The sequence below is a fragment of the Actinomadura formosensis genome (assembly GCF_050948385.1).
GTDB classification, from domain to species: Bacteria; Actinomycetota; Actinomycetes; order Streptosporangiales; family Streptosporangiaceae; genus Spirillospora; species Spirillospora formosensis.
In genome coordinates, this window is sequence record NZ_CP192011.1 from 481,700 (window position 1) to 503,427 (window position 21,728).

Sequence of the window (21,728 nt, forward strand, 5' to 3'; positions counted from 1 at the left end):
CATGGGGCGGGACTCCGGTCCCGGCCCGCTACTGGTCGACGCGGCAGTCCGCGGTGAGCGGGCGGGTGATCGACCAGTAGCGGCGGAAGTGGCATTTCGACATCTTCCAGCGGCCGTCCTCGATGACGTATTCGTCGTCGTACTCGCCGGTGGTCACGGTCTCGGTGTTGTCGAGCAGGTTGACCTGGCGGAACTTCAGCGTCCAGCGGCCGGACGCGCTGGTCTCGCCGTGGACGGTGATGTCCGGGTGCATCGCGTGGTGCATGTCGAGGATGGCGTTCTTGCCATCGATCCGCTGGAGGGCGATCCTCGCGAAGACCTCGGCGATGCCGTCCGCGTCGTCGAAGGCGCCGAGGCGGCCGTAGTCGATCGAGGCGCCCGAGGCGATGAAGCACGCCCGGAACTCCCGCGGGTCCTTGGCGTCGCAGGCGCGCAGGTAGCGGTGCTTGAGGGCCTTGATCTCCTCGATGGCCTCCAGCCGGGCGATGCGCTCGGCGATGTCCGGACTCGGCATGGTCGCCGACTCTCGTTCATGGGGGACGGCCCGTCCAGCGGCGTCCCGGTGAACGGGACGATCACCAGGCGGGGGGCGCCCTAATGGCCGCTCACACACACCCTCGCTGCGTTCCTGCCCGGTCTTCTGGTTCTTCGCCGGACGGGGCCGGCTGTTTCCAGCCCTGCTCGACGGAGGCGCGGCATCTGCCGGGCAGGTCTCCCTGGCTGATGAACAGCGCGGTCAGCATGGGGGCGGCATGGTCGAGCGTCTGGCGGGGCAGGGGACCGTTGGCGACCAGGGAGACCAGCCCGTGGCCGATGGCCCAGCTCTGGATCGCCAGCTCCAGCGGGTCGAGGCCGGCGCGGAAACGCCCGGCGTCCCTGGCCCGCCGCGCTGCCCGGACGAGGTATTCGAGGGTGGCGTCCGCGGCTTTGAGGTCTTCGAGGTCGAAGGTCGCGTCGAACATGACCCGGTACAGGTCGGGGTGGTCCAGGGCGTTGCCGAGGTAGGCGGCGACCAGGGCGGACAGATCCCGCACCGGGTCCGCGGACATCGCCAGCGCCGCGAACCTGGCCGCCAGGCGGGTGAATCCCTCCTGCCGCAGGGCCTGCCACATGCCGTCCATGCCGCCGAAGTGGGTATAGACGGCCATCGTCGACACGCCGGTGCCGGCCACCAGCGAGCGCAGGGTGATGGGCTCGCGGGTGCGGAGCATGTGGGCGGCCCGCTCGATGAGCAGGGTGCGGACCGCGGGATCCTTCGTCCTCGCCATGGCGTCAGAATACATGGCATAGCAATGCTATGGTTTGGGAAGCCCGGCCTCCCGGGCTCTAACGGAAGGAAGTCAGCATGGCCATCACCTTGGTGAACCCCGATGGACTGCCGAAGGTCGATCTTTACCGGCAGGTGTCGGTCGCCACCGGATCGAAGCTCGTGTTCATGGCAGGCCAGGTCGCCCGCGACGCCGACGGCGGCAAGGTCGGCGAAGGCGACTTCGCCGCTCAGGTTGAGCAGTGCTACCTCAACGTCGGCACCGCCCTGGCCGAGGCCGGCGCGTCCTTCGACGGCGTGGTGAAACTGACCGTCTACATCGTCGACTGGACCCCCGACAAGATGCCTTTGTTCGCGGAGGGGGTCGCCCGCGCCGCTGCGAAGCTCGGTGTCACCCCGGTCGCGCCGCTCACCGGCATCGGCGTCGCCGCGCTGGCCGAGCCCGACCTCCTGGTCGAGATCGAGGCCACCGCGGTCATCGACTGAACGCGGAGACCGAGGGCGGGGTCACGCGGGAGCCGTTGCCGTGCTCCGGCACGACCCCGGCCCGGATCCGCGGTTCAGCGGGCCGTGGACGGGAGGATGCGGCCGGTCACCTCGCCGAAGCCGATACGGCCGCCGGAGGGGCCGGGAGCGGTGGCGGTGATGCTCACCTCGTCGCCGTCCTCCAGGAAGGTGCGGGGTTCGCCGTTGACCGTGACCGGCTCCTTGCCGCCCCAGGTCAGCTCGATGAAGGCGCCGCGCTGGTCCTTGGCCGGGCCCGACACCGTGCCGGAGGCGAACAGGTCGCCGGTGCGGGACGAGGCGCCGTTCACCGTCATGTGCGCGAGCATCTGCGCCGGTGACCAGTACATCTCGCGGTAGGGCGGACGGGAGACGACCCGGCCGTTCCAGGAGACCTCAAGGGAGAGGTCCAATCCCCAGGGATTCTTCTCGCGCAGGTACGGGAGTGGCTCCGGGTCCTGGGGCGGGGTCGCCACGCGGGCCGCTTCCAAGGCGAGGAGGGGGACGACCCAGTGGGAGACGGACGTCGCGAAGCTCTTCCCCAGGAACGGGCCAAGCGGCACGTACTCCCAGGCTTGGATGTCTCGTGCCGACCAGTCGTTGACGAGGACGACACCGAAGACGCGTTCGGAGAAGTCGTCCGTGCTCACGGGAGTGCCGAGCGGTGAGCCGGTGCCGACGACGAAGCCGACCTCGGCCTCGATGTCCAGGCGGCGGCTCTCGCCGAAGGTGGGGGCGTCCTCGCCCTTGCGCTGGCCGGAGGGACGGACGATGCCGGTGCCCGACGGGACCACCGTGCCGGCGCGGCCGTGGTAGCCGACCGGAAGGTGCTTCCAGTTCGGCATCAGCGGGTCGGCGCCGGGCCGGAAGAGGCGGCCGAGGTTGGACGCGTGGTGTTCGGACGCGTAGAAGTCCACGTAGTCGGCGACCTCGAACGGCATGTGCAGGGTGACCGCGTCCAGCGGGTGGACGGCCTCGTCCGGGACGTCGCCCGAGACCAGGCCGAGGATTCGTTCCCGGACCTCCACCCAGCGGTCGTGGCCCTGCGCCATGAAGGGGTTCAGGGACGGCGCGGCGAAGACGTCGTCGCCGAGGCCGAGGGCCAGGTCGACGACGACGCCGGCGACGCGGACGCCCACGCGGGGCGCGGTGCCGGGGGTCGAGAACACGCCGTAGGGGAGGTTGGCGAGCCCGAAGAGGGAGCCGTCGGGGATCGCGATGCGGGTCATCGGGGGGTCTCCTGGAGTGCGGACGCGAGCAGGCCGAGGTCCGCGAGTTCGTTCAGGGGGTCGGTGATGCTGCACGTCCCGAAGGACAGGAAACGGCCGCGTGCGGCGCTCGTGCGGGTCTCGCCGAGCGAGGAGACGCGGGACGCGACGGACGCGGCGTCGCGGTCGGCCAGGATCGCCGCCAGTTCCGCCGGGGGACGGCCGCGCAGGGCCGCGTCGGTCGCGAGCAGCAGGTTCAGGAAGCCGTGCTGGTGGAAGCCGGTCTCCGGGTCGGTGTTGCGGACGGGGTGGTGCAGCCCCGCCGTCGCCTTGAACGGGACGCCGGCGTCCACGACGGCCTTGACCGCGGCGGCCAGTTCGTCCGGGCTCGGGTAGAGATGCGCCTTCACTCCGCCGGTGCGGAACTTCGCGCGGTGGCCGCCGGCCCGGACCGCGTCGATCATCGCGGGACGCCGCTCGTCGCGCGGGATCTCGACGTACACGGGCACGTCGACCCGGCCGAGCAGGCGGAAGAACTCCTCCGGCCCCATGCCGGGCGGGACGGCGACCTCCAGGCCGCGCACCCGGACGGCCAGCTCGGCGGCCGTGACCAGGGACTTGGCGGCCTGGCACGGCCCGCCCGGCGCGGTGATCGACAGGTCGAGCGGCTCGCCGCCGAGCAGCGGGTCCAACTCCTCCAGCGCGGTCGCCGGCAGGACGAGGGGGCCGACGAGATCGGCGTAGGGGGCGGCGCGGTGCGCGCGGTGGGCCGGGACGGCGGCGGCGAGCGGCGCCAGACCCGGTGGGAACACGGCGGCGTCGTCGCACAGGCCGCGGGCGAACGCGGGGATCATCGCCGCCCCGCCCACGTCCAGGCGTACGCCTCGTCCTCGCAGGCCAGCCCGCCCTCGCCGAGTTCGAGCGGGCGGAACGTGTCGACCATGACGGCCAGTTCGTCGAAGAACTCGACGCCGACGCTGCGCTCGTAGGCGCCGGGCTGCGGGCCGTGCGCGAGCCCGCCGGGATGCACGGAGACCGAGCCCTGGCCGATGCCGGAGCCCCTGCGCGCCTCGTAGTTCCCGCCGCAGTAGAACATGATCTCGTCGGAGTCGACGTTCGAGTGGTAGTAGGGCACCGGGATCGACAGCGGGTGGTAGTCGACCTTCCGCGGCACGAAGTTGCACACGACGAAGCCCGGCCCCTCGAACACCTGGTGGACGGGCGGCGGCTGGTGGACGCGGCCGGTGATCGGCTCGAAGTCGTGGACGCTGAACGTGAACGGGTACAGGCAGCCGTCCCAGCCGACCACGTCGAACGGGTGCCGCGCGTACGTCAGGCGCGTGCCGACGATGCCGCGCGAGGTACGGTGCTTGACCAGGACCTCGACGTCGGTCTCGTCCGACAGGAGGGGGTCGCCGGGGCCGTGCAGGTCGCGTTCGCAGTACGGGGCGTGCTCCAGGAACTGGCCGTAGCGTGACAGGTAGCGCTTCGGCGGCGCGACGTGGCCGGTCGCCTCGATCGCGTAGGCGCGCAGGGGCTGGTCGCCGGTCGGCAGCCAGCGGTGCGTGGTGGACGTCGGGATGACGACGTAGTCGCCCTGCTCGGCGTCCAGCGCGCCGAAGACGGTCTCGACCGTGGCCGTGCCCGACTCGATGTAGACGATCTCGTCGCCGGTCGCGTTGCGGTACAGCGGCGAGCCGGCGGCGGCGACGACGTACGACAGCCGGACGTCGCCGTTGCCGAGGATCATCCGGCGTCCGGTGACGGCGTCGGTGTCGGCCCACGTCTCCTTGGGGAACAGTTCGTGCAGCTTCAGGTGGCGCGGCTTGAGGGGGTGGTTGGGGGTCGTCGTCACGTCCGGGACGTCCCAGGCCCGGGAGTCCACGATCGCGGACGGGATCTCCCGGTGGTACAGGAGGGACGAGTCGGAGGAGAAGCCCTCCTCGCCCATCAGTTCCTCGAAGTAGAGCCGCTCCTCGCCGTCCCCGTGGCCGATGTGACGATGCTGGGTGTGGCGCTTCGGCGGCACGTGGCCGACCCGGCGGTAGTGGGCCATGGTCCATCGCCTCCGATGATTAACGCATTAACTATTTTCTGCCGACACTACGACGCTTCTGCCGCCCAGGGAAGGGCCTGACCCGGTCACCGCGGCGCGGGTCAGCTCCGTTCCCGCACGTCGAAGCGGTCGCGTCCGGCGATGAGCTTGTCCAGCAGCATGATCAGCATCTGCTGCTCGGTCTCGGTCAGCGCGCCCGCCCACTGCCGCTCGCGCTCGTGCTGCCCGGCGAAGATCTCCAGCATCGCCCTGTGCCCCCGCTCGGTCAGCGACAAGATCACCGACCGGCCGTCGCGCTCGCCCGGGGTGCGGACCATCATCCCGTCCGCGATCAGCGTCTTGGCCAGGTTGGACACCGCGGCGCGGCTCATCCCGGCCAGCGTGGCGGCGCGTCCCGGCTCCAGCGGCCCGGCGAGCCAGGTCACGAACAGCAGCCGGAAGCCCGCCCAGGAGTGCCCGCGCGGCCGGTGCACGGTCGACTCCAGGTCGTAGGTGACGATCGCCGAGGCCCGGTTCAGCGTCAGCAGCAGCCGGGTCGCGAGCCGGTCCGGGAAGCCGAACTCCTCGGCCAGCCGCCGCCCCGCGAGGTCGACGAACGACCAGAAATCGGGATCGTCCCGGTCACCGTCCGCGCTCATCGTCCGCACCTCGAATCCGATTCATGGTTTGACCATTTAACCCGGTCGGGGCGGGAGTTCTGCCGTGAGCACGCCTCAGCGGAACTCGCGGGCGACCTCCGTGAGCGCCTCCGCGACGATCTCGGCCATCGGGCGGGCGGGCCGCTCGTCGATCCAGCTCTGGGACGCGACGCGCAGCGCGGTGACGAACGCGCCCGCGATGACGCGGGGCCGCAGGACGGTGGACGGGAGCCCCTCCCGGGCGGCGATCAGCCCGGCGAGGACGCGTTCGGACTCGGCGTCGTGCGCGAGCTGCCAGGCCAGCACGGACGGATGGCTGCGGGCGAGCCGGACCTGCGCCACCCACCGCGGGTCCAGGTCGCCGAACTGCTCGTGGACGATGTCGAAGGACGCGCGCAGCGCCGTCCAGGACGATTCGTCGTGCGGCCGGCCCTCGAACGTCTCCAGCAGGGAGCGCATCCGCTGCTCGCCGCCGTAGAGGAGCGCCTCCTCCTTGCCGCCGAAGTAGTTGGAGAACGTGCGGCGGGAGACGCCCGCGGCGTCCGCGATGGCCTCGACGGTGACCTCGCCCAGGCCGTGTTCGGCGGTGAGGCGCATCGCGGCCTCGTGCAGGGCACGGCGCGTCGCCTCTTTCTTGCGCTCGCGCAGCCCGCCCTGGTGTTCGCGCAGCCCAGCACTGCCCTTCATGGTGAGTTCAGCCTATCCGGCTGGAAAGATTTCAATCCTGGGCGCGCCATCCCGCGGCGTCGCCGCGGCCCCTTACCGTCCGGGGGTCACGGTGAACCAGAGGCGGGTGCGGCCGGGGGACTGCTCGAATCCCCATGCGTCGGCCAGCGTGTCGATGACGGTGAGGCCGCGGCCGTGGTCGAGACGGGGGAGGCCGTCGGAGCCGCCGTGGGCGGGGCCGCCGTCGGTGACCTCGACGTGCAGCCGCCGGCCTTTGGCCGAGACGGTCACCGTGATGAGCCCGGAGCCGTGCAGGACGGCGTTCGCGACGCCCTCGGCCGTCATCAGCTCGATGTCGTCGAGGAGCCGCTCGTCCGCGACGACCTTGGCGGCCCGCTCGCGGACGAGCCGGCGGGCCCGCCGGCCACCGTCGCCGTCGCCGGTGAAACCGAATGGTTCACCCAGCCGTTCCATTTCCACGGTCACTGCATCACCACTTGAATTCGGAAGCGCACCGCAATCATTCACCTGCGCTGAGTAATGGGCAATGCGATGCGTGCATTGATCTTGGCCTTTCCGGGACAGCGGTGCCGGAAGATGCCACCGAGGCATATAAAACGGGTGTTTTTCCGGCTCACCGCGAGGACCAGCGGAGACGGCCCCCGCGCCGATGAATCCCTTACGCCTCGAAGGAGACGTCCGTGGCCTCTTCGACGGGCTCGTCCGGGACGGCGCGCCGGGTCGCCTGGTGGACGCGGACGGCCAGCAGCGCGCGGGCGAACCGGGCGGCCAGCTCACCGTCCATGAAGTCGGGCATCTGCTCGACACCGATCAGCCCGCCGGGCTGGGTGATCACCGAGCCGGTCTCGCCGACCCGGATCCCGCGGCGGCCCTCGCCGAGGTCCTCGACGGACGGCAGGTCCAGCGCCGAGCGGATGGTGTCCTGCAGGGCGCGGACGGTGGCGGCGTCCCGGTTGATGCGGACCTCGGCGTCGTCCGCGCGCTGCTCGGCCCGGTCGGCGCGCGTCATCGCGGCGAGGATGCGGTCCTCCGCGGAGTCGGCGAGCTGCTCGGCGCGCTTGGCGCGTTCGATGTACTCCTCGGCCCTGGCCGCGGCGGCGTTCCGCTCCACGGTCAGCCCCGCGACCTCGCCCTGGACGACGCTCAGCTCGGCCCGCAGCCGCCGCTCGGCCTCGGCGGCGTCATCCAGCCGGGACCGGGCCTCCGCCAGCTCGGACTTCACGTCCGCGAGATCGGAGCGGGCGGCGGCCAGCGCGCTCTGCTCGGCGGACAGCCGCACCGCGAGGTCGTCGCGTTCCCGCTCGGCGTCGTTGCGGGCCTGGTGCTCGGTGCCCCAGGCCATCTCGGCGCGCTTGCGGAGCCCTTCGGCGTGGGCGGCCTCGTTCGCGGCCGTGGCACGGGCCTGCTGGTGGGCGCCGGCCTCCTTCCACGCGTTGGCCTCGCTCTCCTGCGCCGCGGCGACGCTCGCCTTCGCGGTGGCGAGCCCCTTCTCCAGCTCTTCGCGCGCCTTGGCCGCCTCCTGCCGGGCCGCCTCGGCGCGGGCCTCGGCCTCCTCGGCCCGCGCGTCCGCCTCGGTGGACCGCTCCCGCGCACCGCGCGCCTCGGCCAATGCCTGCTCGGCGCTGTCCAGGGCGCCGCGGACCTCGCCGTCCAGCCGGTCGCCCAGCGTCGCGGCGAGCGTGGCGAGCTGCGTCACCAGCCCGGTGAGGCGCTCGACGTCCTGCCCGAACGTGCGCACCGGGGCGGGATCGGCCGCGGGGACCGGGTTGCGCTTTCCGGCCGGTTCGGCGGGGTCGTCCTCGCTCGCCGGGCCGGCGAGCGGCTCGTCGAGCGGCCCGTCGTCCGCCGGGAGCGGGGGCGCGGTCAGCACGCCGTCGTCCAGGACCTTCTGATCTTCGCGCACGGGAGCATCCTAGTGAAACGCCCCAATTTGCACCTCCTTCCTGCGAAAGGAGGTCTTTCACCGGAGTCGGGGTCGCGCACCGGCAGGACGCGTCGCCCGCCGGGACGGGCCTCGTCGCCCGGCTCAGACTTGGGACTCTCTTTATCTTGACTGATTCAAGAAAATGGGCGACTCTGTCTGCGTGGCGACGCCCATGGAGTTCCGGGAGATGCTGCGCGGGGCCGCTTTGCGGGTGACCCGTCCGCGGGTCGCGGTGCTGAGCGCGGTGCACGCGCATCCGCACGCGGACACGGACTCGATCATCCGGGCCGTGCGCGGGCACCTGCCGAAGGTGTCCCACCAGGCCGTGTACGACTCGCTGCGCGTGCTGACGGCGGCGGGTCTGGTGCGGCGCATCCAGCCGTCCGGGTCCGTGGCCCGCTACGAGTCCCGGACCGGCGACAACCACCACCACGTCGTGTGCCGGTCGTGCGGCGTCATCGCCGACGTCGACTGCGCCACCGGCGAAGCCCCCTGCCTGACCGCGTCCGACGATCGAGGCTTCTCGATCGACGAGGCCGAGGTCGTCTACTGGGGCCTGTGCCCCGGCTGTTCCACCTGATCCATCCCTGCTTCGTCCTGGAAGGAAGCCATGGCTGAGAACAACGTCTACGAGACGAACGACGAAAGCGCCGGAGGCTGCCCGGTCGTGCACACGCGCGCCCCGCACCCCACCCAGGGCGGCGGCAACCGCGGCTGGTGGCCGAACCAGCTCAACCTGAAGGTCCTCGCCCAGAACCCGCCCGCGGCCAACCCCTACGGCGAGGGCTTCGACTACGCCGAGGCGTTCGAGAGCCTCGACCTGCCCGCCGTGAAGCGCGACATCGCCGAGCTGCTCACCGACTCGCAGGACTGGTGGCCGGCGGACTTCGGCAACTACGGCCCGCTCATGGTCCGGATGGCGTGGCACAGCGCCGGCACCTACCGCGTCCACGACGGCCGCGGCGGGGCCGGCAGCGGCCAGCAGCGCTTCGCGCCGCTCAACAGCTGGCCGGACAACGTCCTCCTCGACCGGGCCCGCCGGCTGCTGTGGCCGGTCAAGAAGAAGTACGGCAAGAGCCTCTCGTGGGCCGACCTGTACATCCTCGCCGGCAACGTCGCCCTGGAGTCGATGGGCTTCAAGACGTTCGGGTTCGGCGGCGGACGCGAGGACGTCTACACCCCCGACGAGAACGTCTACTGGGGCCCCGAGACCGCCTGGCTCGCCGACGAGCGCTACACCGGGGACCGGGAGCTGGAGAACCCGCTCGCCGCGGTGCAGATGGGCCTCATCTACGTCAACCCGGAGGGGCCGAACGGCAACCCGGACCCGATCGCCGCGGCCCGCGACATCCGCGAGACGTTCCGCCGGATGGCGATGAACGACGAGGAGACCGTCGCGCTGATCGCCGGCGGCCACACCTTCGGCAAGACGCACGGCGCGGACCCGGACGTCAACGTCGGGCCGGAGCCGGAGGCCGCGCCGCTGGAGCAGATGGGCCTCGGCTGGAAGGGCACCCACGGCACCGGCAAGGGCGACGACGCGATGGGCAGCGGCCTGGAGGGCATCTGGACCAACACGCCCACCACGTGGGACAACAACTTCTGGGAGATCCTGTTCGGGTACGAGTGGGAGCTGTTCAAGAGCCCCGCGGGCGCCTGGCAGTGGCGGCCCAAGGACGGCGCCGGCGCCGACACCGTCCCGATGGCGCACGACCCGTCGCGCCGGACCCACCCGACGATGCTGACGACGGACCTGTCGCTGCGGTTCGACCCGATCTACGAGCCGATCTCGCGGCGGTTCAAGGACAACCCCGGCGAGTTCGCGGACGCCTTCGCCCGCGCGTGGTTCAAGCTGACCCACCGCGACATGGGGCCGATCGCCCGCTACCTCGGCCCGGAGGTCCCGGCCGAGACGCTGGTGTGGCAGGACCCCGTCCCGCCCGTGGACCACGAGCTCGTCAACGCCCGGGACGTCGCCGACCTCAAGCAGCGGATCCTGGCCACCGGCCTGTCGGTGCGGCAGTTGGTCTCCACCGCGTGGGCGTCGGCCGCGTCGTTCCGCAGCAGCGACAAGCGCGGCGGTGCCAACGGGGCCCGCATCCGCCTGGAGCCGCAGAGCGGGTGGGAGGTCAACGAGCCCGACGAGCTGGCGCAGGTGCTGCGGGCGCTAGAGAGTGTCCAGGAGGTGTTCAACGCCGCCCAGACCGGCGGCAAGAAGATCTCGCTCGCCGACCTCATCGTCCTCGGCGGCTGCGCGGCGGTCGAGAAGGCCGCCAGGGACGCGGGCCACGACATCGAGGTGCCGTTCACGCCGGGACGCACCGACGCCTCGCAGGAGCAGACCGACGTGGAGTCGTTCGCGGCGATGGAGCCGACGCACGACGGGTTCCGCAACTACGTCGGCAAGGGCAACCGGCTGCCGGCCGAGTTCCTCCTCGTCGACCGGGCGCAACTGCTCAACCTGAGCACGCCCGAGATGACGGTGCTCGTCGGCGGCCTGCGGGCTCTCGGCGTGAACTACCAGAGGACCAGGCTGGGGATGTTCACCGACAGGCCCGGGACGCTGACCAACGACTTCTTCGTGAACCTGCTCGACATGGGCACCGTGTGGGAGCCGACGTCCGAGGACGCGGAGACCTTCGAGGGCCGCGACGCCTCCGGCGCCGTCAAGTGGACCGGCAGCCGCGTCGACCTGGTGTTCGGCGCGAACTCCGAGCTGCGCGCGGTCGCGGAGGTCTACGGGGCCGACGACGCGCAGGAGAAGTTCGTCGGCGACTTCGTCGCGGCGTGGGACAAGGTGATGAACCTGGACCGCTTCGAACTCGCGTGACCGCTCCGTCCGGGCCGGCTCACTCCGGGCCGGCCCGGACACCGTCCCTCACGGACGGCACTGCGGGCACAGCCCCCAGAACGTGACCTCGGCCTCATCGACCAGGTAACCGGCCTCGTCCACCGGCTCCAGGCAGGGCGCGTGCCCCACGACGCAGTCGACGTCCTTCATCGCACCGCACTTGCGGCACACCAGATGATGGTGGTTGTCGCCGACACGTCCCTCGAACCGCGCCGGACTGTCGCCCGGTTCGATACGCCGCACGAGCCCCGCCGCCGTGAGCGCGTGCAACGCCTCGTACACCGCCTGAAGCGAGATGTGACCCACCCGGTCGCGCACCCCGTTGGCGATCGCCTCGACCTCAAGATGGTCACCGTGCCGGACGGTCTCCAGCAGAGCGACGCGGGCGGCCGTCACCCGCAGCCCGACACCGCGCAACTCCTCGGCGGTGCTCTGCGACGCGGTCATGACCCCCACCCCTAAGCGCGCATGATTACGGCAACGAATAATAAAAGTGTAGTCGAGCCGTCCCATCTGCCCGCTTCCCCGGCACCCGGATTCACCGGGCCGGACGATGGATCAAGCCACCCGCCCTCCGCTCCTCCGCGCCGCCGCCCACGACCAGCAGGGGAGGCAGCCCTGCCCTCTGCGGGGGTGCTCGGCGGGGTGGGGGACGCGGTCGCCGCGCGGCCGTCTCTTTTCCACCAGAAACGTGGCGCCACTTGAGGAACAAGGGCCGAAGGTCCCGTCCCATTACGGGCATATCTCACACCGGTCCGGGACGCCGCGCGGGACCGATCGGATCGGCCGGGGAGCCGAGCCACACGGCCTCCGCCCCCGACGTGACGGTGAGCCCGAAGCGCTCGCGACCGGGACTGCCACGCCCTACCCACCAGAAGTAGGCCGCGACGGCTTCCTCCCACAGATTCCGGTCCCCTGCCGCAGCTCATGAGCGGACGCGAACCCAGGAGCGTACGGCGTCACGATGACCCCACCCGGCCGCGTCTGCCGCACCCACGCGTAGGGGACGTGCGACACCCCGCACGTGGCGTGGACGCGATCGAAGAACCCTTCCCGTTCCTCCGCGCCATCACCCACGACCAGCCGGGGAGACAGCCCCGCGGTCTTCAGGTTCTCCGCGGCCCGCGCCGATACCTGCGGATCGATCTCCACGCTGGTCACGTTCTCCGCGCCGACCATCCGGGAGAGCAGGGCGGCCGTCCACCCGGTTCCGGTGCCGACGTCCAGCACCCGGTGCCCCGCCTCGATGTCGAGCAACTCCAGCAGGGACACCACGGTGCTCGGCGCCGAACAAGAGGAGGTGAAGCGCCCGTCCCCGGCGGCGACATCGGTCTGCCCGTCATCGACCTGCGTAATGATCGCGTCGTCCCCGTAAGCCAGATCAAGCCAGCGCTCGGGAGATGTATTCCTGTCCACCCGATCGCCTTCCCCGGTCCACGCGACCGGCGGGACGAAGACGTGCCGGGGGACGTCATACAACGCCGCCTTGACCCGCCCCTGGGTCAACCACCCGGCAGCGGACAAGCGTGCGACCAGCGCGTCCAGGCGCCGTATGACGTCCTCCATCGTGGCTATTTCCCTCACTTGCCGTCCTTGCCCGGTCCTCGGCAGGTCGGTGTCCACCCGGATTACTCTCCCTTCTCGTTTTGAAGACATATTGCTACCAGACGCTCACCTAGAGTGACGGTATGTTGATCAGGAAAGCGCTCATGGGTGGTCCGGCGGCCTGGGGTGCCGCCTTCGCGGTCGTGGTTCTCGCCGCCGGGGTGAACATCGCCGGAGGCACGGCGACGGCCGCGCAACGGGCGCGCGAGGCCGGTGGCGACAGGGCGGGGAAGGCCCTCCAAGGCGTCCTGGACGAGGCCGTACGGCAGGGCGCTCCGGGGGCGCTCGCCCAATCGCGCACGCCTCGCCGCGTCCTGAACCTGTCCAGCGGAGTCGCCGACCTCACGACCCGGCGGCCACCACGGGCGGACATGAGATTCCGGGTCGGCAGCATCACCAAGACGTTCGTGTCGACCGTGATCCTCCAGCTCGTCGCCGAGCGGCGGCTGCGCCTCGACGACACCGTCGATCAGGTGATCCCCGGTGTCGTCCAGGGCAACGGGTACCGGGGCGACAAGATCACGGTGCGCATGCTGCTCAACCACACCAGCGGGATCGCCGACTACACGCGCAACCCCCGCATCGAGGAGATCGCCGTAACAGACCCACGGCACGACTTCACGCTGCGGGAACTGGCCGAGGCGGGCCTGGAGTACCCACCCGACTTTCCGCCCGGCACCTCCTGGCGGTACTCCGACACCGACTACGCGCTGCTCGGCATGATCATCGAAAGCGTCACCGGCCGGACGTACGTGCACGAGATCACGAAGCGGATCATCCGGCCGCTCCACCTGCGCGGCACCTACTTTCCCGGCACGAACCCGCGGATCCGCGGCCCGCACCTGAGCGCGTACACACCGGCGAACGGCGACCCGGCGCGGCTTAAGGACACCACCGAGGTCAACACCACCTTCGCCCGCGCCTCAGGCGACATGATCTCCACGGCCGGCGATCTCAACCGGTTCGACTCCGCCTTGCTGGCCGGACGGTTGCTGCCCGGACGGCTGCTGCGCGCGATGCTCCGTCCCGTCCCGGGGTCGCAGCCCTATCCCGGCAGCGACATGTTCCGCTACGGCCTCGGGACGGTCATCGCCACACCGCCCTGCGGCGTGAAGGTGTACGGCAACGGCGGAACCCTGGACGGCTGGGAGACCTGGACGGGCGGCACGCGCGACGGACGGCACACGATGTCGTTCGTCTTCACCACCGACGCCGTCAACCAGGTCCAGCTCACCGCCCAGGCCGTGACCGCCGAGTACTGCCCCCACCGCCCGCCCCCTCGGTCGCCGCAAACTCCGTAGCCGCGATGACCAGGTGAACGTCTCCGCTGGACGATTGGAAGTGGTCGCAGCCGCGGGCGGGATCGCTGTGCCGGTGTCCAAGGATCAGAGCCCCGCCTCCGCTTCTGCCGTGACGGTGAGGCCGAAGCGGCCGGCGCGCTTGGACGGGTCAGGTGCGGCCATTCGTGGTTACGGCGGATACCGGCCGCGGATTGTGCGGGACGCCGTCGGCTTGCTCGATGCTCAGGTGAGGCAGCCGGTGGTCGAGCCAGCGTGGGAGCCACCAGTTCATCCGGCCCATCAGGGCCATGGCCGCCGGGACCAGCACCATTCGTACGATCGTCGCGTCGAGGACGATCGCCGTGGTCAGCCCCAGGCCCAGCATTCTGACGAGCGGCGAGGCGTTGGCGACGAGACTGAGGAACACCACCGTCATGATCAGCGCGGCAGAGGTGATCACGCGGCCGCTGCCCGCCATGCCGCGAGCCACCGACTCGGCGGTGTCGCCCGTGGCCTCGTACTCCTCGCGGATGCGGGAGAGCAGGAACACCTCATAGTCCATGGACAGCCCGAAGAGGATCGCGAAGAAGATCGTGGGCAGCGGGGAGGCGATCAGGTACGTCCCGTCCAGGCCGAACAGGTCCTTCAGCCACCCCCACTGGAACACGGCGACCACGACGCCGTACGCGGCACCGATCGACAGCAGGTTCATCCCGGCGGCCTTCAGCGGTACCGCGATGGACCGGAACACCACCATGAGCAGCAGGAACGACGCGATCAGGATCGCCGTGACGAAGGTCGGCAGGGTGTCGGAGAGCTGCCTGGTGAGGTCGTCGGTCATGGCGGTCAGGCCGGACACCGAGACGTTGGCGGGGGCGAGGCCGCGGACGCGTCCGAGGGTCTCGGAGGTCTGGGGATCCGCCGGCGCGGTGGTGGGGACGGCGGGCAGCACGACCGTGTCCCCCGCCGGGGACGCCTGCGGCCTCCCGACCGCGGCGATGCCGGGGTCGCCGGCGATGCGCTGCGACAGCGTGGGGATGTCCTGGGCGTTCACACCGGGGGCGCGCAGATCGACGACGAGGAGCAGTGGTGCGTTGAAGCCCGGGCCGAAGCCCTCGGCCAGCAGATCGTAGGCGCGGCGGTGCGTGGTGCTCGGCGAGTCGTCGCCGGCGTCGGGGAATCCCGTTCGCATCGACAGCGCCGGGACCGCCAGCACGACCAGCACCGCGGACGCCGCGATCAGGTACGGCCACGGCCGGCCGGAGACGCGGTGGGCGAAGCGCCACCACACCGTGTCCCCGGCCTGCTTGACGGGGCGCCGCCGGCGCACGAGCCGTCCGCGGTCGATGCGATCGCCGAGCAGCGACAGCAGGGCCGGCAGCAGGGTGAGGGCGGTGCCCACGGCGAACAGCACGACCAGCGAGACGCTGAGCCCTACCGAGATCAGGAAGCCCAGCCCGGTCAGCAGGAGGGCGGCCATCGCCACGACGACGGTGCCGCCGGCGAACAGGACGGCGGAGCCCGCTGATCCCATGGCGTTGGCCAGTGCGGTGGAGTTGTCCTGGCCGGTGGCGCGGTTCTCCTGGTAGCGGGACATGATGAACAGGGCGTAGTCGATGCCGACCCCGAGACCGATCACGGCGCCGATGGTCGGCGCGGCGCTGGAGACGTCCGACACGCCGGCCAGCAGCGCGATACCGCCGAGGCCCGCGGCGACCGTCACCAGGGCGAGCGTGATCGGGACCAGCGCGGCCACGACCGTCCCGAACGCGACGAGCAGCACGACGAGCGCGGCCACCAGGCCGGCGGCGTCCGCCGCCGACGTCACCGGCTCGGCGTTGATGAAGGCCGCGTCGCCGCCGAGTTCGGCCGTGACGCCCGCCGTCCGGGCGGGACGGAGCAGGTCGGTGATCTCGGCGATCGGCTTCGGGCCGAGCCCGGCGGCCGGACGGTCGAAGGTGATCTCGGCGAAACCGATGCGCCCGTCGGGCGACACCGTGCCCGCGGTGAACGGATCGGCGACCCCGGCCACGTGCTCCACGCGGGTGATCCGCGCGACCGCGGCGTCGATGGCGGGCCGGTGGTCCTCCAGCCGCTGTCCGCGGGGTACGGCGAACACCGCCCTCGCGCTGCCGCCGGCCGCTTCGGGGAAGCGCTTCTCCAGCAGGTCCATCGCTCGCTCGCTCTGGCTGCCGGGGGCGATGAAGTCGTCGACGAACGCGCCGCCGGAGGCGCCCGCGAACCCGATGACGATGGCCGCGGCGATCAGCCACGCCCCGATGGCGGTCCAGGGTCTGCGGGCGCTGACGGCGCCGATACGGCGGACAAGACGATGCACGGCTGTGCTCTCCCGGTGCTCTGGTTCGGATGTCGGGGCGCCGTAAGCCGACGCCTCGTGCTCAACGGTCCTCGCCGGGACCGGCGAAGTCGCCCGCCCGCGGACCGGTTCCGTCGTCCCTCGCCGGGCGGGTCCGTGCGGGGCCGCCGGCGCACGCTCGCCCGCCGCGCGGCGGAGACGGTCATCCGCCCGCGGGCGGATGACCCCGGGTCCGGCCTGATCTACGGTGAGTCCGTGCCAGCCGACGAGCCGCGACGCCTCATCGCGTGGATCACCGGAGAGCGCCGGATCACCGCGGAGCGCCAGTCCCCCGTGGGGCGGCGATTCACCGGGGGAGCGACGGTGAACCGCCTGGCGGCGCCGTCCCGCACGTCGCCCGGGAACGCTCAGGGGACGGGCTGGAACCCCTTCACCCGCTGGCCCCGCTCCGCGGACGCCGTCCTCGCGCTCGCCGCCCTCTTCGTCACGGTGTTCGTGGTGGACGGTCCCGGTGATTCGCTTCTCATCCGTCCCCCTGGCGACATCTCGCTCGTCTTCCTGCCGGTCTCGGTGGTGGCCGCCGCGGGACTGTGCTGGCGCAGGCGCGCGCCCCTGATCGTGCTCGGCGTCGGCCTGGCCGCCTGGGCTGTGATGGTCGTCCGCCACGAGGACCAGGGCGGGCTCGTGGCGTTCATCGCCCTGTACAGCGTGGGGCGGTACGAGACCGTGCAGCGGTGGGGCCCGGTGGGCATCGCCGCGGCCATCGCCCTGGTCCAGCTCGACTGCCTCGATGATCCGGTCTCGTGGGAGGTGCACGCCACCTTCGGCAGCCTCTTCGCCTTCGGGGTGTGGTACGTCGGGCGCCGCTTCCGGCTGCGCAAGGAGCGCACCGCCCAGCGGCTGCGCGAACAGGCCGCGGAGGCCCGCCGGATCCTGGCCGAGGAGCGCACCCGCATCGCCCGGGAGCTGCACGACGTGGTCGCCCACCGGGTGAGCCTCATGACGATCCAGGCGGGCGCGGCCAAGGCCGTGGCCGCGCAGGACCTGGACGGTGCGCTGCAGGCGATGGGAGCGGTGGAGCAGGCGGGGCGCCAGGCGCTGGACGAGCTGCGCCACCTGCTCGGGGTCCTTCGTCCGGAGACCGACCTTGACGAACTCGGCCCTCAACCCGGCCTCGCGGATCTACCCAGGCTCGTCGAGCAGATCCGCGAGGCGGGCGTGGAGGTCGCGCTGGCGATGGACGGGGTGCCCGACACGCTTCCGGCGCGCGTGGACCTGTTCGCCTACCGCATCGTCCAGGAGGCGCTCACGAACGTCCTCAAGCACGCCGGTCCCGGTGCCCGTACCGAGGTCCGGCTCGGTACCGACAGGAGCGAGATCGTGATCGAGGTGCTCGACGACGGTCACGGCACCGCCGTCATGGCGGGATCGGACGCCGTCCGGGGCGGAGCGGGCGGTCACGGCCTCGTGGGGATGCGGGAACGGGCGCTACTGTTGGGCGGGACCGTGGACACCCGGCCGCGCCCAGGGGGCGGGTTCCAGGTCGTCGCCCACCTGCCCGCCGCGGGCGGGCCGACGTGAGCCGGCGACGGGCCGCCGGGCCTCGCGCCCGCGCTGACGAACCGCCGGGCGAGGAGGGGGCGGCGTGACCATCCGTGTCGTCGTGGTCGACGATCAGGCACTGGTCCGCGGGGGTTTCGCCATGATCCTGCGGGTCCACGACGACATCGAGGTCGTCGCCGAGGCCGGGACCGGGCTGGAGGCGATCGAGGCGGCGCGGCGGCATCGCCCCGACGTGATGCTCATGGACATCCGGATGCCCGACATGGACGGCCTGGAGGCGACGTCCCGGATCCTGGCCGAATCCGACTGGGACGTCCGGGTCTTGATCCTTACCACGTTCGACCCGGACGAGTACGTCTACAAGGCATTGCGCACCGGTGCCAGCGGCTTCGTGCTCAAGGACATTCCCGCCGACCAGCTCGCCGGTGCCGTCCGCACCGTGGCCGACGGCGGCGCGCTGCTGGCACCGTCGATCACCCGGCGGCTCGTCAGCCGGTTCGCCGAGCACCGCTCCGTCAACGACACCCTCGCGCGCCGCCTGGAGCGCCTCACCGACCGGGAACGCGAGGTGATGGCCGCCATCGCACGGGGGTCCAGCAACTCCGAGATCGCCACGGAGCTCTTCATCGGGGCCGCCACCGTCAAGTCGCACGTGTCGGGCATCCTCGCCAAGCTCGGCCTGCGCGACCGCGCCCAGATCGTGATCTTCGCGTACGAGAGCGGACTCGTCGAAATCGGCGACCACGACGTCGGTCACTGAAAAACGACAAGAGGAACACCAGCCCCCGGCGGGAGATATTGCGGTTCGCGTGCGCAGCAGGTAGCCGGTGGTGCAGCCGTCCCTTCGGGGATCCGCTGCCCAATGAAGCCGAGATCGACGCCTTCGCCGACCGCGCACCTGCTAACTCGCGGTGACCCGGTCCAGCGTCTGAGAGAGCTTGGCGACGAACCGCGCCAGACGAACCACACCGTGACATCGGTGTGCGAGTGGGCACCCCGCGTCTGGGGCACGGTAAGAAACAGTGGAGCGCTACCGGTCAGCGGATGAACGACGGGGCGATGCGCAGTTCCTCATCGAGTTCACGCACGATCGTCTGCCGAGGATCCTCATTCGGGTCCACATGACCACCAGGCATCAACCACGCCTTCGCCTTTACGTGGTCGACGAGCATCACCGAGCGGGAGTCCTCATCCACCAGTGCCGCGTACACCGCTAGATGCTCCGGCGGGTTGGCGGGCTTCTCGGTCCGAAACAGTGGAGCACCTGATTGGATCCAGTCCAGCATCCACTGTCGATCAGCGGCTTCCCGCTCGTCGAAGGGGCTGACTCCTGTGACAAGATTCCGGACCACGCCGCGGGGCCCTTCAACGACCGAGGACATAACCAAACCCTCCGGCGAATCAAGTGAACAGCTGGCAACTTGAAACCCACCAGCATCACAGGCCGCCCTATCGATTCACCAGGCGACCGGCGCGAAGGATCGCCCAGCCAGTGGTCGAAACCGTTAATTCGTCGGGTCTCATGCGGATATCGGCTGGGGTGCGTGCCGGTCGTGCTTTCTGATACGTACCGGGAGCCGGTTGAGGTCGGCGCGGTTGAAGCGCCAGTCGAACGGCCGGGCCACGGCGTTGTAATGCTTCTCGAGGGCCAGGATCTGGGCGGCGAGTCCGTCCAGTCCTCGAAGTCGCCGGGGGTGAGGAGCTTGCGCTCCAAGCGGTCACCAGGCCGGAACACCACAAGAAGCCCTCGACTGCGCCTGCGGCCTCTACCTCGGCGACACCACGGCCTGGCCCAACCCGCCATCCCCGACGAATTAACGGTTTCGACCAGTAGCGTGTCGGGGCGGGTCGGTGACGAGCATGGGGGAGTGCGCGGCCAGTTCGCTAGCCTGCGGCGTCGATCGTGCGGCGGTCGAGCGGATTCTGGCGGAGGATCCGGTCGTTGTGGCGGGGGGCGTGAAGTACACGGTCAAGACGATCGACCCGGGGCGGGTCCGCCCGGCGCTGTAGACGGCGGTGATGGTGTGGCGACCGGTGGTGCGGAAGGCGGTGACCAGGTAGGCCGCGCCGAGGATCAGTGGGACGGCGCCCAGGAAGGTGGTGCCGTCGCGGAACTCGACCGTGCCGGTGGGGGTGCCCTCGCTGCACGTGACCGCGGCGGTCAGGGCGACCGGTTGATCGACTCGGGCGGCTCGCGGTGAGGCGGCCGGCGGGTCGGGCCGCCGGCCGTCGGCCGCCTCAGAGCGGATCCCTCACCTTGCCCGTCAGGCGCGCTTGGCGGCCGTGTGGTTGAGCCCTTCGCGGACCTGCTTCGCGAGGGCGACAGGGTCGCCGACGCGGTACATGTGCGAGAAGTACAGCTGCGGGATCTCGGCGGTCTCCTGGTTGTAGAGGCAGCCCACCTCCCAGTGTGTGCGACGCATGGTCGAGATGACCGGCTGCGTCTCCGAGGACTTCATCGAGAAGTCGGGGACCACGGCCGCCTTGCCCTTCCGGAGCGGCTGGAACTGGACGCTGGTGGACACCCCGAGGTCCGGGTCGACGAGCACGCCGCCGAGCCTGATCCTGTCGGTGCGCGGCACGGTCACGGTGACGATCCCGTTCTCCCCGACCGTGGCGTCCCCGCCGAGGACCTTCGCCAGCTTCCGGACGGGAAGCGGGGTCTTGGGGTGCGGTGGCGAGTGCTGCGGCAGCGGCGTGGACGTCTTGGCGATGACGGCGCGGGCGGCGCCGGCCAGCCGGACCGGGTTCCCGACCGCGCGGAAGTGCAGGAACCACACCATCGGCCGCAGGTCGTACAGGTGCTGGTGCTGCGCCTGGAAGGTGATCCCATGGGCGATGAAGCCGTCGATGACCGGTTGGATCTCCCGGGGCCGCAGGGCCAGGTCGCCGTTGAGGATCGCCTTTCCATGCCCGAGCGACTGGAAGAACAGCTCGTGCTGGATCTGGAAGCCGTCCTTGAACTTCACCCGGGGGTGGCCCCCGCTGACGTGGAGGTCCTTGCGGTCGATGTCGACCTCGAGGACCCCGCTCTCGCTCACGTGGCCGTCGGCCTGCAAGATCTTCTCGATCGCCTTGACCGGAAGCCGATCCTTCTTGGGCCTGGCCTGCGGTGCCTCGGCCCGTGGACCCGCCGTGTCACCGCTCGCCGCCGGAGCGGCCCCTGCGGTACCCGCCATTCCGGACGCGACCAGGCCCGCGACAAGTGCGGCGCTTCCGCAGAACCGGCCGAGCGTCCCCCGCCGCGTTGTTTCCGATGAACTATTGATGATCATGAATTTTCCCCCCGTTCGTTCCAAGCTCTGCCCTCGCCGGGGCAAGCGCGAACGCGAGAAATGATCACGAAAAGTGCAGATCCGGGGAATGGCGCCGGGCGAGACCTGTGGAGCAGGGCGCCCCATGGTCAACTCCCGCACCTGAGCATCGTCCGCAAGCCCGCAGACCAGAAGGGGTTCGCCGTGCTGCCCCGCAGGGGGGCGGTCGAACGGACGCCGGCCTGGCTCACCGCACATCGGCGCCTGGCCCGCGACTGCCAACGCCACCCCGCCACCAGCGAAGCCATGATCCGATGGGCCGCCATCGGCCTCATGACCCGCCGCCTGGCCCGGGGTGGGACAGCCCGCCGTCCGCCAAGCCCTACGCCCCTCGCATACCTATAACGAGACCCTCCTCAGACACGCACTCAGAGGTTGAGTTTGTTCTGCTTGGCGCGGTGGATGAGTGCAGCGAAGGCGTGGGATGTGAGGGTGAGGTGGCCGGTGTCAGGGGCCTTGCTGTCCCTGACCCTTTTTCATCCTCGGGCGGGCTGGTTGATCACAGCATGATCGC

Annotated in this window: 21 protein-coding genes and 3 pseudogenes; 8 read left to right on the forward strand and 16 right to left on the reverse strand. The window is 70.9% G+C overall.

Going from position 1 to position 21,728, the window contains the following annotated elements:
- Positions 1-28 precede the first annotated feature (28 nt).
- Together ACQP1N_RS02295 and ACQP1N_RS02300 are read right to left on the reverse strand one after the other, a co-directional pair.
- Positions 29-514, reverse strand: a complete 486-nt coding sequence (locus ACQP1N_RS02295; protein WP_067793442.1) for a nuclear transport factor 2 family protein — start codon at positions 512-514, stop codon at positions 29-31.
- Between the two features lie 91 nt (positions 515-605).
- Complete coding sequence (locus tag ACQP1N_RS02300) at positions 606-1,268, reverse strand: TetR/AcrR family transcriptional regulator (RefSeq protein WP_433228817.1); 663 nt, start codon at positions 1,266-1,268, stop codon at positions 606-608.
- A 77-nt stretch (positions 1,269-1,345) separates the two neighbouring features.
- On the opposite strand from ACQP1N_RS02300, the gene ACQP1N_RS02305 reads away from it, so the two are divergent.
- A complete protein-coding gene (locus tag ACQP1N_RS02305) occupies positions 1,346-1,753 on the forward strand; it encodes a RidA family protein (RefSeq protein WP_433228818.1) in 408 nt (135 codons plus the stop codon).
- Between the two features lie 74 nt (positions 1,754-1,827).
- Here ACQP1N_RS02305 and fahA read toward each other — a convergent pair whose 3' ends face one another.
- The 7 genes from fahA to ACQP1N_RS02340 form a co-directional block, all read right to left on the reverse strand.
- Positions 1,828-3,000 (reverse strand): fumarylacetoacetase, encoded by a 1,173-nt coding sequence (gene fahA, locus ACQP1N_RS02310; RefSeq protein ID WP_067793439.1) that lies wholly within the window; start codon positions 2,998-3,000, stop codon positions 1,828-1,830.
- On the reverse strand, positions 2,997-3,833 hold the full coding sequence (locus ACQP1N_RS02315; protein ID WP_433228820.1) for a hypothetical protein: 837 nt from the start codon (positions 3,831-3,833) through the stop codon (positions 2,997-2,999). The genes fahA and ACQP1N_RS02315 overlap by 4 nt, the downstream gene beginning before the upstream one ends.
- Positions 3,830-5,035 (reverse strand): homogentisate 1,2-dioxygenase, encoded by a 1,206-nt coding sequence (locus ACQP1N_RS02320; protein WP_433228822.1) that lies wholly within the window; start codon positions 5,033-5,035, stop codon positions 3,830-3,832. Before ACQP1N_RS02320 ends, ACQP1N_RS02315 begins: the two co-directional genes overlap by 4 nt.
- Positions 5,036-5,136: 101 nt before the next feature.
- Positions 5,137-5,673, reverse strand: coding sequence for a MarR family winged helix-turn-helix transcriptional regulator (locus ACQP1N_RS02325; protein WP_131732440.1), 537 nt, complete (start codon positions 5,671-5,673; stop codon positions 5,137-5,139).
- 75 nt (positions 5,674-5,748) lie between these two features.
- Complete coding sequence (locus tag ACQP1N_RS02330; protein ID WP_067793436.1) at positions 5,749-6,360, reverse strand: TetR/AcrR family transcriptional regulator; 612 nt, start codon at positions 6,358-6,360, stop codon at positions 5,749-5,751.
- Positions 6,361-6,432: 72 nt separating this feature from the next.
- Positions 6,433-6,825, reverse strand: coding sequence for an ATP-binding protein (locus tag ACQP1N_RS02335; protein WP_242608663.1), 393 nt, complete (start codon positions 6,823-6,825; stop codon positions 6,433-6,435).
- Positions 6,826-7,018: 193 nt separating this feature from the next.
- Positions 7,019-8,263 carry a hypothetical protein gene (locus ACQP1N_RS02340; protein WP_433228823.1) on the reverse strand — a complete coding sequence of 415 codons (1,245 nt, stop codon included), beginning with the start codon at positions 8,261-8,263 and terminating at the stop codon, positions 7,019-7,021.
- Between the two features lie 208 nt (positions 8,264-8,471).
- Here ACQP1N_RS02340 and ACQP1N_RS02345 point away from each other — a divergent pair, with 208 nt between their 5' ends.
- Both ACQP1N_RS02345 and katG read left to right on the forward strand, forming a co-directional pair.
- Entirely contained in the window at positions 8,472-8,864 is a 393-nt protein-coding gene (locus tag ACQP1N_RS02345; RefSeq protein ID WP_433232564.1) for a Fur family transcriptional regulator, read from the forward strand.
- 30 nt (positions 8,865-8,894) lie between these two features.
- On the forward strand, positions 8,895-11,114 hold the full coding sequence (katG, locus tag ACQP1N_RS02350; RefSeq protein WP_433228824.1) for a catalase/peroxidase HPI: 2,220 nt from the start codon (positions 8,895-8,897) through the stop codon (positions 11,112-11,114).
- A gap of 48 nt (positions 11,115-11,162) precedes the next feature.
- On the opposite strand, the gene ACQP1N_RS02355 is transcribed toward katG, so the two are convergent.
- Positions 11,163-11,582 carry a Fur family transcriptional regulator gene (locus ACQP1N_RS02355; protein ID WP_067793433.1) on the reverse strand — a complete coding sequence of 140 codons (420 nt, stop codon included), beginning with the start codon at positions 11,580-11,582 and terminating at the stop codon, positions 11,163-11,165.
- Between the two features lie 417 nt (positions 11,583-11,999).
- The gene (locus ACQP1N_RS02360; protein ID WP_433228826.1) at positions 12,000-12,701 is read right to left on the reverse strand and encodes a methyltransferase domain-containing protein; all 702 of its coding nucleotides are present in this window, start codon (positions 12,699-12,701) and stop codon (positions 12,000-12,002) included.
- A 122-nt stretch (positions 12,702-12,823) separates the two neighbouring features.
- On the opposite strand from ACQP1N_RS02360, the gene ACQP1N_RS02365 reads away from it, so the two are divergent.
- On the forward strand, positions 12,824-14,041 hold the full coding sequence (locus tag ACQP1N_RS02365) for a serine hydrolase domain-containing protein (RefSeq protein ID WP_242608662.1): 1,218 nt from the start codon (positions 12,824-12,826) through the stop codon (positions 14,039-14,041).
- A gap of 148 nt (positions 14,042-14,189) precedes the next feature.
- Here the strand turns inward: ACQP1N_RS02365 and ACQP1N_RS02370 are convergent, their stop codons facing one another.
- Positions 14,190-16,358 carry an MMPL family transporter gene (locus ACQP1N_RS02370; protein WP_433228827.1) on the reverse strand — a complete coding sequence of 723 codons (2,169 nt, stop codon included), beginning with the start codon at positions 16,356-16,358 and terminating at the stop codon, positions 14,190-14,192.
- 234 nt (positions 16,359-16,592) lie between these two features.
- Between ACQP1N_RS02370 and ACQP1N_RS02375 the strand changes: the two genes are divergently transcribed.
- Entirely contained in the window at positions 16,593-17,918 is a 1,326-nt protein-coding gene (locus ACQP1N_RS02375) for a sensor histidine kinase (protein ID WP_433228829.1), read from the forward strand.
- 64 nt (positions 17,919-17,982) lie between these two features.
- Positions 17,983-18,660, forward strand: a complete 678-nt coding sequence (locus ACQP1N_RS02380) for a response regulator transcription factor (RefSeq protein WP_067793430.1) — start codon at positions 17,983-17,985, stop codon at positions 18,658-18,660.
- 277 nt (positions 18,661-18,937) lie between these two features.
- Here the strand turns inward: ACQP1N_RS02380 and ACQP1N_RS02385 are convergent, their stop codons facing one another.
- Positions 18,938-19,282, reverse strand: coding sequence for an NUDIX domain-containing protein (locus ACQP1N_RS02385; RefSeq protein WP_433228830.1), 345 nt, complete (start codon positions 19,280-19,282; stop codon positions 18,938-18,940).
- A gap of 469 nt (positions 19,283-19,751) precedes the next feature.
- Here ACQP1N_RS02385 and ACQP1N_RS02390 point away from each other — a divergent pair, with 469 nt between their 5' ends.
- The gene (locus ACQP1N_RS02390) at positions 19,752-19,910 is read left to right on the forward strand and encodes a hypothetical protein (RefSeq protein ID WP_433228831.1); all 159 of its coding nucleotides are present in this window, start codon (positions 19,752-19,754) and stop codon (positions 19,908-19,910) included.
- 44 nt (positions 19,911-19,954) lie between these two features.
- Here the strand turns inward: ACQP1N_RS02390 and ACQP1N_RS02395 are convergent.
- Both ACQP1N_RS02395 and ACQP1N_RS02400 read right to left on the reverse strand, forming a co-directional pair.
- A pseudogene (locus ACQP1N_RS02395) lies at positions 19,955-20,149 on the reverse strand (Ig-like domain-containing protein); the annotation flags it as partial.
- Between the two features lie 15 nt (positions 20,150-20,164).
- Positions 20,165-21,175, reverse strand: coding sequence for a DUF1259 domain-containing protein (locus ACQP1N_RS02400; protein WP_433228833.1), 1,011 nt, complete (start codon positions 21,173-21,175; stop codon positions 20,165-20,167).
- 168 nt (positions 21,176-21,343) lie between these two features.
- On the opposite strand from ACQP1N_RS02400, the pseudogene ACQP1N_RS02405 reads away from it, so the two are divergent.
- Positions 21,344-21,559, forward strand: a pseudogene (locus ACQP1N_RS02405) (hypothetical protein); the annotation flags it as partial.
- A gap of 23 nt (positions 21,560-21,582) precedes the next feature.
- On the opposite strand, the pseudogene ACQP1N_RS02410 reads toward ACQP1N_RS02405, so the two are convergent.
- Positions 21,583-21,648: pseudogene (locus ACQP1N_RS02410) on the reverse strand (hypothetical protein); the annotation flags it as partial.
- Positions 21,649-21,728 lie beyond the last annotated feature (80 nt).